The sequence below is a fragment of the Gluconobacter sp. P5E10 genome, assembly GCF_018812145.1.
GTDB lineage: Bacteria > Pseudomonadota > Alphaproteobacteria > Acetobacterales > Acetobacteraceae > Gluconobacter > Gluconobacter cerinus.
This window is the reverse complement of the sequence record NZ_JACRVZ010000001.1, coordinates 835,665-849,612: the sequence shown is the minus strand read 5'-3', so window position 1 is coordinate 849,612 and position 13,948 is coordinate 835,665. Positions and strand designations below refer to the sequence as shown.

Here is a 13,948-nt window from a genome sequence, read left to right as displayed (position 1 = left end):
TCACGCAGGATGCTCCGCTTTCGCCATCAGTCGTGCCAGATCCAGCGCAGCTTCGGGCGTTCTCGGACCAAATCCCAGAAGGCGCTCCCCTTCCATTTCTACAATGGCTTTTTTTTGCCCCGCTGGCGTCAAACTAAATCCGGGATCGCTCAAGAGAGCTTTGCGGATATCCTCGCCCCCTTGGTTCATAGTGAGAATGATATCGGGCTTCAGGGTTACAAGGGATTCCGTGTTCAGAAGCTTGTAGCCCTGCAGATCCGCCCCAACATTGACGCCTCCTGCAAGCCGGATAACGGCATCGGCAGCCGTGCCCCGCCCCGCCGCTAGCGGACGGTTATTCGTCATGCGCATAACAAACAGGACGCGCGGTGACGCAGCATGTGTGTCGCGCCAGTTTTTAAGAGCAGAAAACTTCTGCTGAATATCCTGAGCAAGCTGCGTGCCTGCCTGCTCACGGTTCACAACTTTTGCCAGAAACTGCGTCCGGCCAATAATAGCGTCGGGCGAAGGCGTTGAATCTACGAACACAATGGGAATATCTGACGCCACCAACTGAGACATGGCATCGGCTGGGCCTGCTGCGTCCATCGCAAGAATGAGATCCGGCTTGACGGATAAAACCCCTTCCGAGGAGATGGCCCGCATATAGCCCAGAGATTTTTTATCTTTCAGTGCGGCTTCCGGCCAGGTCGAAGTCGTATCAACGGCGACAATTTGATCGGCTGCACCAAGACGATAAAGCGTCTCGGTGATTGTTCCCCCAATGCAGGCAATTCTGGAAGCGGCTCCCAGAACAACCTGACGACCGCGACTGTCCGTCACCGTCCGGGTTGCTGCATGCAGGCAGGATGGCGTCAAAGCACTGGCACAAACCAATGCAAGAAAATTGCGGCGTTCCAATCCTGATTTATTCATCGCCCCTGCCCTTCTCGTATCGGCAGACATTCGCCGCCGAAAAAATACGATATCATGCAATCAAAAGTCATTCTCATTTAAAGACTAACTCTTTCATTCTGACTGGCGGAGAAAATCTCCTCCGAGTTCAAAGCGGCCATCTGATCCAGACAGCTGGAGAAGCGGGCGAAAGCCTCCTCAGCAGCCGAAACACAAATTGCCCGATCCAGATCAGCGCTATCAATCGCCGCCTTAAACGTTTTCCACGACAGGCCCCGACCTTCCGGTGCAGGAGCCAGGTGCCGCGCCCCGAAACTTTCTGTCAGCCCAAGAGACATTGCCATCTTGGACAGGATATTCGCGCCCAGCTTCGATCCTTCAGCAACGTATAGCCAACCTACGGCAACCGAAGGGTTGAACGGAATCACGTTCCCACGATGCGCCATTGGGGCTGCCAGACCCAGATCACGCATGTCAGCTTCCACCCAGGGAAACCGGTTGCGTGTCTCAAGATCGGGAAGAAGATTTCGTAACATTTCGTTTTCGTAAATATTTGTCATATCTCTCAGGAAGATATACTGAGACAGAAGAAAGATCCGATACCCGTCCAGACTGGAAAAAATTCCCATGGACATGATCTTGTGATCGGTCCGGTCATGAATGGATTTTGTCTTTTCCCGTAGCGCCAAGGAAAGCGTATTGTCGGTGAAAAACGCGCTCATATCCGCCATTTCTCCTTTTAATCTCAGCTTAGATGAATACCTGAACCGTTGGCTCCCTTCCCCACAGGAAAGAGTCGACGCGGGCTCTGTGTGGCATATTCATCCCCCCGCTTCAATGAAAATGAGAATCACTATCATTTAGATTGACGCCATGAAATTCCACCGCCATTAGATGCGAACAATTCTCATTTAAAGGTGTAAGTTTCCATGAGCAGGCAAAGCGCTCGTCCAACACGTTTTCTGCGACAGTCCATGCTGGCAACGTCTGCGCTCGTCTGCATTTTTGCAGCTTTATCATCTGCTCAAGCCCAAACGAGCAAAGACTCTGAGAAAGTCACTGATGCAAAAACAGATGGTATTCCAGCACATACTGGGGCAGCCCCTACAGTTCAGCTCAAACCCCTCCATGTTCGAGGGCAGGCTGCTGCAGACATCATTGATTCCATGAAGGTTGATCCGGATGCGGACTATAGTGCCGTCGGAAAGCCGCGTGTCATGACTACAACGACCACGCTGAAAACCCTTCAATCCCGCATGATTGACAGCATTTCGGACTATGCTCGTCGCGTGGACGCGGGAGTGAATTACAACAATAACAATCTCAGCATTAATATGCGTGGGCTGGATCAAAACCGCATTCTCACCACCATAGACGGCATTCGAACAATCTGGGCGAATGACGGCGCACGTGGTGTCAGTGGAGGTGTTTCGTCCTATGATTTCAATTCTCTTGGCTCGATCGACATCGTCAAAAACGCGAACTCTGGCTTTTTCGGAACAGGTGCGCTCGGCGGTGTTGTTTCACTCAAGACACTGGACCCGGAAGACCTTCTGACAGGCAACAAAGCCTACGGCGGCCTGACCAAACTGACATATGATGGGTCTAGCGAGAGTGGATATCTCAATCAGGCCCTTGCTGGACGTTACCATAATACAATGATTTTAGTTCAGGGCGGCTACCAGACTGGCAGCCAAACCGGAAATATGGGCGGCACAGGCGGCGTTGGGTCCACGCGATCAGACAAAGATCCCGCTTCCTACACGCAAGGAAACTTCCTGGGTAAAATTCACCAATACGTGGAAGGCGGGCATCGCTTTGGCTTGACCGGTGAAGTATTTGATCGAAATTATAACGAAAATACCCTGAGCAGTATTAGCTCAACATACAGCCGCTATCACACACTCGAAGAAAGCAAGCGCACGCGCGTTTCCGGAAGCTACGATTATAAATCGGAAAAACCGACAGCCTTTATCAGCGAAGCGCATCTCATTGCTTATTGGCAGAAGGTCAACTCAATCACAGATACAGCCGCCAATCGTCTGACATCGCCCATTGGCGAATATGATCGGGACAGTAATCTCGCTGTCCAGTCCTATGGAACGACGGGCTCAATCACGTCCAATGTTTTCACCGGCCCATTTCATCATGTGATTACCCTTGGCGGAGAAGCCTACATCACAGACACAAGCCAGTATGCTGCTGGTCTCGATAATTGTACGGCACAGGTCTATGCGTGCAGCTTCTTGCATGTAAACCAGTCTGATATGCCCGACGTTCACGGAACTGACCTCGGGGCAATTGTTCAGGATCGTATTGGTTTCGGGAAAATGGAATGGCTGCACGTCACACCAGGCTTCCGCTTCGATCACTACAGACGTAGCCCGCAGGATACGCCCAGCTACACCAAAAATGCAGCGTATGAAGGCACACCAAACGGAGCCAGTGGCTCGCATTATTCCCCGAAGGTTCTGGTCGAAGCTCGGATCCTGAAAAACCTGACACTTTACGGACAATACTCCCAGGCCTTCCGTGCTCCGTCTGCGACAGAAATGTATCTGACCTATGGTGGTACAGGCAGCTACGTCTCAATCGGAAACCAGAACCTCAAACCGGAAACCAGTCGTGGCTGGGAGGTTGGCGCGCGATATGGGGATTCTAAACGCGGTGCCACAGTTTCGTTCTTCGATAATTACTATCATAATTTCATCGATACGATCACAACAACAGCGGCAGCAGCCGGCATCGGCGGATATTACCCGTTTGGTGTTTTCGAATACGTTAATCGCCAGCATGTTCGTATCTACGGTGTAGAAGCACGCGCTAATTGGACTTTCGCCAATTACTGGCAGGTATGGACGTCCCTTGCCTATTCTGATGGTCAGGATACCGATGAACATGTGCACCTGAACTCCGTTGCACCATTCCGGGGAATTGTTGGGGTTGCCTATAACCGAGAGCACTGGGGCGCGAATTTCTCCACAACATTCGCGGCGGCGCGCAACAAGGTGCAGAACATGGCGTCTAATGTAAATAAGACACCGGGCTATGCACTCTTCGATTTGACGGGTTGGTACTCGCCGAAATTCTTCCCGAACCTCCGTGTTCAGGCAGGCATGTATAATATGTTCAACAAGCGTTATTATAATGCACTGGATGTGCCTGACAGCATCAGTGTCCCCAAGTCCTATTACACACAGCCTGGCCGTAGCTTCAAAGTCACGACGCTTATCAATTTCTAAACGTCAGTAACCAGTTCTGAAGCACCGTGACCCACGCCAGAACACGTCACGGTGCTTCAAAAAAAACCAAGGGTCTCGCACCCAACCCCAGCTTTCACTGTTCGCAGTACCTTACGACTGGAAAGCTGGATCTCAGTTAACGTTCCATCATCTTCATTTGCCACAAGCACAGTTGTTCCATCTGGACGGAAAGCAGCGTCCATTGGCTTCTGCCCAACCGGAACGGGGTACTGGTCCCACTGTGGCAGACTGATCAATGTCACAGTCGGCTCAAAATCTCCGATAACCAGAAGCCATTTTCCATCGGGACTAAGGCGCACAACCTGCGCACTTTTATGATGATGCTTCAGTTCAACTTCCTGACGCAGCTCTCCCGCATCCACATCCATAAGAAATAAAGTTGGTTTGAGCGCATTACTGACCACCAGGAATTTTTCATCCGGCAGATGATCGATGCCAGCAGAGGGCGCGGGCAGAACGATCGTGCGCCTGACGCTGTCATCACCAATACGAAGAACGGTCAGCGTCGCATCTTCTTCGTTTTCGGTAACAATCAGCTTACGCTGCGGAAGGATGGTAAGCCTGTGTGCATTGCGAGAAAATGCCTGCAGGATATGGATAACTCTTTTCGTCTCCGGATCAATCACTGCCACAGCAGAACTGTTCTCACAGCAAACATACAGCAACCCGTCCGGCCCAAACCGTAATGTATGCGGTGACTCAAGGGGTGTCAGATCAATGTCTGAAATTTTTGTTCTGGCATACAGATCTATAACGGAAACAAAATGGTTTGGTATGGGATTGTTGCCGTGAAAACCATTCCCATACGCTGGAACAAATGCAATCCCGCGCGTCTCATCTATAGCCAGCTCATGCGGGAGACTTGGCATCCCCCCAATATGATCCAGCACTTCAAGCGTTGTTGGATGCAGGAAAAGAAGCTGTGCCCCCTTCTTGTCCACAACAATTAGCCCGCTGCAATGACTAAGGGTCATAGGACTGTCCTTGCTCTTATTTGTGTCAGGTTACTCCCGATATAAAACAATATAAGAGGTATTTAGTTTTGAATGGTCTGGTCAGGATGCTGTCACAAAAATGCCAGCCCTAATAAAAGCCCAGACCAAGTGTTTTGTAAAAAACGCGTCAGAAATAACTCACAGCCGATAATTCTTCTGAACGCAGAAAAAAGTCTTATGCCATCATTGCCATGGGGATTTCAGCAGACGGAATGTCTGCGATATGCAATTTGACACCTGCCCCCATCATTCTGTCAGCGATCTCTCCAGAGAGGCCTGAGTCCGTAATAACGGCATCAAAATCCGTCAGGTTTGCCAGATGATTTAGCGCGCTAATTCCAAATTTACGGCTATCCACCATTAAAACGCGGCGATCAGCCATGTTCATGAGCGCACTCTTGGCTTTGATCAGATCTTCGTCCTGATGATAGGCAGAAAGACCGTGAATAGCGGAGGTAGACATGAATAATGTGTTGATCCGAAGCGACGTAACGCTGCGTTCACATAAAACGCCGAGGAATGCATCGAATGTTGGATTGTAACGCCCACCCAGTGCAATCAGGCTGATGTCACGAGACCGTCCGATTTTCGTACTGATTCCCAGACTGTTCGTCACAACTGTAAGCTGACCGATTGCTGTCAGGCGTTCGGATAGAAAGCGCGATGTTGTGGAGTCATCCAAGGCAATCGTATCGCCTTCTTCGATTAAGCCAGCAGCAATCGCTGTAATACCAAGCTTTTCCTGCACAGCCTGTCGAGCACGAAGCATGATGCTGCTTGCTGCTACAGCATTCGAAAGCGTCGTAACGCTTTCACCAACTTTACGGATCAGGCCCTGTGTCGCAAGCGCGTGCAGGTCACGGTTCATGGCTGCACGGGTCATGGTGAACTGAACAAGCAGATCCTGGATCAGAACACAGCCATGCGCCGTAACGTAATCCAGAACAGCTTGACGCCGTGCGGACAAAGCACGGCTTCCATGAAGGATATCGGGCATCATGCAGGTGCTCTTTCCTCGATCACACGATCAATCAGCTTCTCGAAGTCTGGAACGGACCAGCCTGCGCGCCCTACAAATACGCCATCCACATTTGGCTGGCTCACGTAGCTGCGGGCATTATCCTGCGTAACACTTCCGCCATAGAGCAGCGGTACGCGATCGCCGATATCCTTGCCGGCTATCTCACACAGAACAGCCCGCAATCCAGCATGGACTTTTGCAACACAGTCGGTGTCGGCGGCGCGCCCGCCTGCACCGATGGCCCAGACCGGTTCGTAAGCAATCAGAATATTTGGAAGGTCTGCATGCGCCACGTCATGCAGCGCGATTTTGAGCTGACGGGAGAGTGTCTCTGCCGTAACGCCAAAATCATACTCTTCGAGGCTCTCGCCAATGCAAAGCAAAGGACGCAAGCCATGACGAAGGGCGGCGGACATCTTGCGACTGACAGTCCAGTCTGTTTCCGCAAAATGCTGCCGACGCTCCGAATGGCCGATCAGTACGATATCCGCACCGCACTCTTTCACCATGCCGGGGGAAATTTCACCCGTCCAGGAGCCGCTCTCTTCCCAGTGCATATTCTGTGCGCCGACAAGCACGTCCGCACCTTTCAGAACGTTCGCAACAGCCTGCAAGGACGTAAATGGTGTGATGATGAACGGCTTCACGCCATCCGGCGCTCGATATGCCTTAAGCGCTTCTGCAGCAGCCAAGGCCTCGGCAGGTCCCTTGTTCATCTTCCAGTTCGTACCGATCCAGACCGTTTTGCGAGTCACCATTCATCTCCCGACAAGAAGGCAGCGACCATCGAATCTTGATCGCTAAACCCAAGCCATGTTTAGCGTTAAATCATAACACTCCAAAGACATGAAGTTCCGAAGGGAGTGATATTTTCAATTCAACTCTCCGTACCTGCTCTCCAGCAAAGATCTGAAGGCAGGTACGAAGATGCTGAAAACAGGAACTTTATTGCCTCTGCGAGTTTTTTTAAGCTGCCCGCTCCAGCAGAACGCTTTCCGTCACCTGACTATCAGCATCCGCTGGGCGCAGGGTGGCAATGCCCTTGCGGGCAAGCCCATCATGATAGAAATGCGTAGCTTCGTTAGGAGAGAGGTCTCCATCCGTGACGCGACGCATCGCTTCAATCAGCAAGAGCGGGTCCGCTGCATCCACAATCTTGCGGCCAAACAGTGCAGCTCTGGCACCACTGTTCTGGGCTTGATGAATCAGTTCCAGACAGTCACGCGTCGTGCCGCTTCCACCGCCCATAATTCCCACGATAACGCTTGGGTCGTACTCGCACAGTTCCGCAAACGCCTCGCTGCCATTAAACGGCACCTTCAGGAAGACAGGCTTCTCTTCCTTGCGAAGACCCGCAAGCGCACGGGTAACCATATCGTTCAGGAACACTCCGAAATCTTCAGGAGCGATATGCCCTTCATTTGGGTTGAAGACTTCGAGGAAATAAGAAAACCCGTTGATCTTAGCCTCTTCGCGGAACCGAGCGAACTCTTCCAGAGCCAGCGTATCCTGGTCAACATCGCCGTTAAACGTCATCGAATAGAGGCCAAGGTTTGTCTGCGCCCGCTCCAGTGACGCGGAGCGAAACGGAACAGACTTCTGGGAGCGATAATGCCCACCCCGTCCACGCCAGAGGTCTGTCGTATCGTTGGCACGAATTGCCGTCTGAACTTTGGTCCCGTCAAACGCATCACGCTCCAGCAGATCTTCCAAAATGGAGACCGAGGTCAGCATGATGTCCACAATATCCTGACGGATAATGGACTGGATCTCTGACAGATATTGCGGCCGCGTCCGGAACAGAGACTGTCCGGCCCTAGGATTGCGGCGATTACCCATCGCGCTGATCCCGGCTGCCATATCTGAGTCCTTGGCGTCAGCAAGGATGAAATCATAACGCGTGTCTTTGCCAGCGCGCATGCGTGCAATTTTTTCTTCGTAACGGTTCATGGCTCAAGCTTTCAGAATTTCCGGGGTTTCAGCCGATAGAAGGAACTCACCCTGAAGGTTGTGGCGCTGCTGCCCTTCCCTCCAGGCGTCCTGAGCCTGACGTGCGGCTTCCCGCTCATCCCAGCCCAGCGTTCCTCCAATGATATTTGCAACTTCCAGCACGACTGCTGGCGTCATGGCGCCACTGAGTGCAATGGTCGTACGGCGGTAAAGAACGTCCGACAGACGGCGAACCAGTTCATTTTCAGCAATGAACATAAGTTCGCGACGTGTGTAGGAGGGGAGTGTCCGAAGAGGAGCATCTGCCGCCTCCTGACAAAATCCCGCGATCTTTCTGGCCAGCGTTCCGTACCGATCCAGCAGCACGGACGCACGCGGGCGCGGCAGCCCAAAAGAACTCGCAAACCTGTCCAGATAGGCTGTGTGCTGATCTGCATCCGGGAAGCCACGGCCGCCGCCGATGGCTAACTCCTGCGTTGATGTGCTTCGTGGGTGCCCCAGCAGCGCCAGTACACGATCCGCGACTTCTTCGCCCAACCCACGGAAAGTCGTCCATTTCCCACCCACGAGAGACAAAACAGGCGTTGCACCCAGTTTGTCTTCATGAACGATGTGATCACGACTGATCGCAGAAGGATCGGCAGCATTGGTCGCTGGTAGCGGACGAACGCCGCTATAACGGTAGGTGACCTGCTCGCTTCCGATATGGAAACCGGGAAACAGATCGGCCAGCATCCGCAGCATGTAATCCTGCTCCTCGTCCGTACAGACAGCCTTGTCTGGATCGTCGATCCGGATATCGGTAGAGCCAACCAGGACATGACCAAAAAACGGATATGCAAGACAGATCCGTCCATCCGGTGTCCCGAAATAGACCATCCGGCCCTTCAGTTCCCGGAGCAGGTCATCATGCTTTAACAGCAGATGAGACCCTTTTGTGCCGCCAATATATTTCGTTGGATGACCCAGGATCGTATTGATCTGATCAATCCACGCGCCGCCCGCATTAACCAGAACACGCGCCTTTACCGTTCTCACGTCATCGGTGAGCACGTCTCGCAGGACGAGTTGTCCGCTTTGGAAAGTCTCTGGGACAACATAGGTTACCGCCTCACAGTTGGGAGCCGTTTCCAGCGCATCCTGCACGCATTCATATCCGAGGCGTTCAGGCTGCGTGATCGCAGCATCGTAATACTGTGCTGTTGCCACAACATCCTTCGCCATATGTGGCCATTCACGGCGCGTTTTCTGGCTGAGGGAAAGGGAATGTCTTGGCATGACGCGAGCGCGGCGCCCCAGGAAATCGTAAATCTGAAGCCCGACTTCCAAAACCAGCGCGCCACGATCCGTCATTTTGCCGCCAAGGTTCAGGAAGCGACGAAATGATGTGACGATCCCTCCAAGCCATGTGCGGATCGGCAGAACAGTCGGCAATGGCCGAACGAAATGCGGGGCATTCCGCAGGAGCAGATTTCGCTCCAACGTCGACTGCGCCACAAGCTTGAACTCGCCCGTTTCCAGATACTTGATACCACCATGGATCAAGCGGGATGGTGCGCAGGATGCCCCTGTACAAATGTCGCTGCGATCCAGAATAAGCGTCTTCACGCCCTGAAGAGCCAGTTCACGAAACAGACCAGCGCCATTAATGCCAGCCCCGATAATGACGACATCAAATTCGGCATTATCCGGCACGGCTGAAAGTGTCTTCACGAATGCATTTCCTTCGCGATTTCGGCTGAGAGCGCATAATTCAAGACGGGCCCCACCGGGGTTTCCGGGGCGCTACTGACTTCGCTACCGGCCTCGTACAGACCGGACCAAAAAGGTTTCATCGCCAGCGTCAATGCAACGTATCGGCGATAAATGCCTTCATAAATCCGTGCGCGAGCGGGGCCCGGCTGATAGATATTCATAGGAATTTCCTGAGCAGCCACAGCTTCCTCAAGATTTCCATAAAGCCCAACAGCAACACTTGCCGTCAGAGCCGCGCCCAGGGCTCCAGCCTCCCGAACGCTGGAAATTTCGACTGGCATGTTGAGAATATCCGCAAACATCTGCGCAATAGATGCCTGACTGCTACCGCCGCCCGAAACACCAAGGCGATGCACATCCCCTGTTTGACGCAAGGTCTCAACATGCTCGCGATGGTTGAAGATTGTTCCCTCAATCATCGCCTGAAACAGATCAGCTCGATCATGCCAGGACTGCACGCCGAACAGAGAGGCACTTGCTGGCGCTTCGTAAGGCGAGCCAAAAAGAAACGGATGATACAGCGGTATCGGTCGTTCGCCGCGAGAACGCCCAAGCTTTGCCTCAACTTCCTTAGTGAGAACCTGAGCTGCCTCTTTTTCCTCTGGAAGAAGCATGCGCGCGAGCCATTCCAGATTACTGGACGATGCAGGCGAGATGGCCATGCAATTCCACAATCCACGGCGATAACCCGCCCGGCAGGACCAGCCATCGCCTATGACAGGGCGACTGCGGAAAATTTCATTGATAGAAAAAGTGCCCGCCGTGATCGAAAGATCGCCCGGCCGCGTGTAGCCTGACCCCACGGCGGCGGCTGTTACATCATGCAGCCCGACGGAAACCGGCGTTCCTTCGCGTAGGCCGGTCGCACGAGCAGCTTCTGCCGTGATCGTTCCACCCTGGTCGCAGGACAGTAGCATTTTAGGAAGCGCACCGCGGATTTCGCGCAGATCCAACGCCTCAAGGATGCTGTCGCTGTAGTCCTGCGTGTAGAGATCTGTGAAAGATGTGCTGGCCTCTGTCAGATCTGTCGCAATTTCCCCGGTCAGACAAAGCCGGATCCAGTCTTTGGCAAAAAAGACGGTGCCAATGGCCTGATAACGATCAGGTTGATGGCGCTTCATCCAGGCCAGCAGAGTTGTTGCGGAGTAAGGGTACGGACGCTGCCCGGCGATAGGGACGATCTTTTCCAGTCGCCCTTCTCGCTTCCACTCATCATGAATTTCTGTAGCCCGACTGTCGAGCGACATAATCCCACGGCCCAATGGTTGACTTGAGCGGTCAAGAACGAAAAGTCCATCGCCGTGCGCAGTGACCCCAACGCCAGCAATATCCTCACCGCTCAGTCCAGAAACGTCCAAAGCTTCCCGGACTGCCTCTACAACAGCCTGCCACGCCTCATGCATATCCCGCTCAACGTGGCGGGGTTCATCCGTATGCTGGGGAACACGACGACGGCCAGTCCCCACAATTCCACCTGTCTTCGAGAAGATGACAGCCTTCGTCGTAGTAGAACCGCAATCGATCCCGATCGTGAAATCCTGGCGCATTTCGCCCTCCGGACATTCTCGCCATCAGCTTTAGCAAATCGCCCAACTGATAACACCATAAATGTTATTATTAGGTGATATAAGTGTTATCATGCCTTCGTCAATGTGATAAATATCACTTTCGTAGCGTCAAGAATCTTTGTGTGATTAATCCCGTGAAAAGCACACCGCAGAGCCGATCAGAACATTACAAATTTGGTCAGCGCTGGTATGTAGATGTCGCGATGCCATAATTGGCCTTACCCGGTGACAAGGATCTTTTTGACAGATGACTGATGGTTCGGGCGTTCCAGCTACCTCTCCCGCCGTCCTTCTCAGCAAACGCCGGGATAACAGTGCCCGTCAGCAACAGATCCTCGACGTCCTTCTGGAAACAGGAAGTGCCACAATTGAGAATCTGTCTGAGCGTTTTGACGTCAGCAGGATGACAATTCACCGTGATGCTCACGCACTGGCAGCGCAGGGTCTGATCGACAAACTGCACGGCAGCATTGTTCTCAAGAATCGTGTCGTCACTCAAAAAACAGTCAATTTCCGAAAATCACGCGCGCCCGACCTGAAGGAATCAATTATTCAGCGGGCCATTTCGATGATTACGCCGGAGCAAATTCTTGTTCTGGACGACTCTACAACGGTCGCAGCGATGCTGCCGCTCCTTCCGGCTCTCGCTCCCCTGACTATCATTACGAATGCCGTCGGCGTCATTCAGGCGCTTGCCCCCTATCCCAACCTGAAACTGATTTGCCTGGGGGGCGACTATAACCAGCCTCGGAACGCATTTTTTGGTTTGGTCTGTGAGCAAGCAGCAAAGTCGCTGCGCGCCAATACGATGTTTCTTTCCACGTCGATCATTCACAACGAAACAGCGTTTCAGAACGATCAGGACGTTGTGAAAGTCAAACAGGCACTCATGCAAATTGCGGATCAGACCGTACTACTGGTCGACAGCACAAAATTTAGAAAAGGCGGCCTGCACCGCCTCGCCTCACTCAGCGATTTCGACGTTGTTCTGACAGACTCCCAATTGAAGCCCGCTATTCGCAAAGCACTTATTCAAGACGGAATTCACGTCGAAACATGTGGCTAGGAACATAACGGCGCCAGTACAGAGCCCAGAATAGCAAGGCAGCTGCGCAGACAAAATTCCGGCAAAGATGCCGTAGCTCAGTAAGGTACTGAAACGATGGCAGTGCATTATGAGCTTCTCGCACTGCCTCAGGCCCATTAGCGCTCCGCTAGTCTTCTAATAAGACACTGCACCCTGACGCGCTATCGCTAACACCGTCACCGCCGAAAGCTTGTGACAGTGTCGTCCCGGTGAAGCACCGCATATGCTCGGAAATCAACGAGAATCGGAGTGAGTATTGCATCGCCTCTACCTCCATTCAGAAAATGGAAGTTCTCTGGCGCCGACTTAATCTTCACAAATCCGCGAACATAAATTCAAGCCAGAAATATAAAGTTTCCACTGCACCTGACGGTCACGCACCCCGGATGCAGGCACTATCTGACAGAAACCCTCGACACAGCTTACCACCCATGGGTATCTGGGATAGAATGGCGCTTTACCGCCAATCAGAACCATTTCTGGCACGATGTTTCAAAAAATAACACATTCTGAAAAAACGAAATTAACGATATATTGACGAAAAAAGCAGGCTTCGCGTATCACGGCGTGAGAGCTTCTTTGAGACACAGGAGATGCTGAAATGTGCGGCATTACGTTAAACGATTTCCTGAGTGTCACGAGATGGACACCTGCAGATCTGGCCATCCAGATTGATCGCCCTGAAAGCGATGTCGAATGGTGGCTCGATAATCATGACCACGTCCCTGAGCGACTAAAGCTCTGGATGAGTAAGATCGTGGACACTTTCCAGAATAATCCCCCTCCCAAAGGCTATGCCATGGAACGGTCCAAAGGATGTCTGTTTAACGATGATCCCTCTGCGACTGTGGTTTGCTCTATTTGTCGCTTCAAAGGAAAATGTCATCTCACGTAATGTCGGCCTCAGCGTAATTTTGCATCGACAGTATTGGTCGACGAAAACTGCGCTAGCCCTTTTTTAAGCGCAGTTTCGAAAGCGGCGAGAGTTTCCGGGCCAACGTAATGTTCAATGCCCTCCGCATCGATCCGGGCATTTTCTTCGCTAATTCCCAACGCCAACAGAAACGCCTCCACAATTCCGTGCCGATGACGGGCCTTGTGCGCCATCTGCTGGCCAGCATCCGTCAGGAAAACGCCCCGGTACGGCTTTTGTGTCACCAGCCCTTCCGTTGACAGGCGAGCCAGCATCTTAGCCACCGTTGGCTGAGACACACCAAGACGACCGGCAATATCGACTTGGCGAGCTTCCTGCCCCTCAGCCAGAAGATCAGAAATCAGCTCGACATAATCTTCTACCAGCACCTTCTGCCTGGCAGCTCGATTGGCCCTGAACCCTTCTGAGTGAAGTTGCATGTCCACGAGGGATTTCTGCTTTTTCTTCTTCTGTTCCATTCTCAAGAAAACCGCTCAATCAA

General features: G+C 52.5%; 12 protein-coding genes. 3 read left to right on the top strand and 9 right to left on the bottom strand.

Features of this window, described 5'->3' with window-relative positions; translation table 11 throughout:
• The gene (locus KP707_RS03810) at positions 1-915 is read right to left on the bottom strand and encodes a hemin ABC transporter substrate-binding protein (protein ID WP_086633934.1); all 915 of its coding nucleotides are present in this window, start codon (positions 913-915) and stop codon (positions 1-3) included.
• Positions 916-992: 77 nt separating this feature from the next.
• Entirely contained in the window at positions 993-1,616 is a 624-nt protein-coding gene (locus KP707_RS03805; RefSeq protein WP_211500182.1) for a biliverdin-producing heme oxygenase, read from the bottom strand.
• A 252-nt stretch (positions 1,617-1,868) separates the two neighbouring features.
• On the opposite strand from KP707_RS03805, the gene KP707_RS03800 reads away from it, so the two are divergent.
• Complete coding sequence (locus KP707_RS03800) at positions 1,869-4,136, top strand: TonB-dependent hemoglobin/transferrin/lactoferrin family receptor (RefSeq protein ID WP_211502245.1); 2,268 nt, start codon at positions 1,869-1,871, stop codon at positions 4,134-4,136.
• Positions 4,137-4,192: 56 nt separating this feature from the next.
• Here KP707_RS03800 and KP707_RS03795 read toward each other — a convergent pair whose 3' ends face one another.
• From KP707_RS03795 to KP707_RS03770, 6 genes are all read right to left on the bottom strand, one after another.
• Positions 4,193-5,131, bottom strand: coding sequence for a beta-propeller fold lactonase family protein (locus KP707_RS03795; RefSeq protein WP_211502177.1), 939 nt, complete (start codon positions 5,129-5,131; stop codon positions 4,193-4,195).
• Positions 5,132-5,327: 196 nt separating this feature from the next.
• Positions 5,328-6,152 carry a DeoR/GlpR family DNA-binding transcription regulator gene (locus tag KP707_RS03790; RefSeq protein WP_211502176.1) on the bottom strand — a complete coding sequence of 275 codons (825 nt, stop codon included), beginning with the start codon at positions 6,150-6,152 and terminating at the stop codon, positions 5,328-5,330.
• Entirely contained in the window at positions 6,149-6,931 is a 783-nt protein-coding gene (locus tag KP707_RS03785) for a triose-phosphate isomerase (protein ID WP_211502175.1), read from the bottom strand. The genes KP707_RS03790 and KP707_RS03785 overlap by 4 nt, the downstream gene beginning before the upstream one ends.
• Before the next feature lie 208 nt (positions 6,932-7,139).
• Positions 7,140-8,123: a hypothetical protein gene (locus KP707_RS03780; protein WP_086633938.1), complete on the bottom strand. Its 984-nt coding sequence runs from the start codon at positions 8,121-8,123 to the stop codon at positions 7,140-7,142.
• A gap of 3 nt (positions 8,124-8,126) precedes the next feature.
• Entirely contained in the window at positions 8,127-9,836 is a 1,710-nt protein-coding gene (locus KP707_RS17125; protein ID WP_211502174.1) for a glycerol-3-phosphate dehydrogenase/oxidase, read from the bottom strand.
• Positions 9,833-11,425, bottom strand: a complete 1,593-nt coding sequence (locus KP707_RS03770; protein ID WP_211506673.1) for an FGGY-family carbohydrate kinase — start codon at positions 11,423-11,425, stop codon at positions 9,833-9,835. The genes KP707_RS17125 and KP707_RS03770 overlap by 4 nt, the downstream gene beginning before the upstream one ends.
• Before the next feature lie 268 nt (positions 11,426-11,693).
• Here KP707_RS03770 and KP707_RS03765 point away from each other — a divergent pair, with 268 nt between their 5' ends.
• Both KP707_RS03765 and KP707_RS03760 read left to right on the top strand, forming a co-directional pair.
• Complete coding sequence (locus tag KP707_RS03765) at positions 11,694-12,512, top strand: DeoR/GlpR family DNA-binding transcription regulator (protein ID WP_211502172.1); 819 nt, start codon at positions 11,694-11,696, stop codon at positions 12,510-12,512.
• A gap of 622 nt (positions 12,513-13,134) precedes the next feature.
• The gene (locus KP707_RS03760) at positions 13,135-13,428 is read left to right on the top strand and encodes a hypothetical protein (protein WP_046899513.1); all 294 of its coding nucleotides are present in this window, start codon (positions 13,135-13,137) and stop codon (positions 13,426-13,428) included.
• An 8-nt stretch (positions 13,429-13,436) separates the two neighbouring features.
• On the opposite strand, the gene mntR is transcribed toward KP707_RS03760, so the two are convergent.
• Complete coding sequence (gene mntR, locus KP707_RS03755) at positions 13,437-13,925, bottom strand: manganese-binding transcriptional regulator MntR (protein ID WP_086633942.1); 489 nt, start codon at positions 13,923-13,925, stop codon at positions 13,437-13,439.
• Positions 13,926-13,948 lie beyond the last annotated feature (23 nt).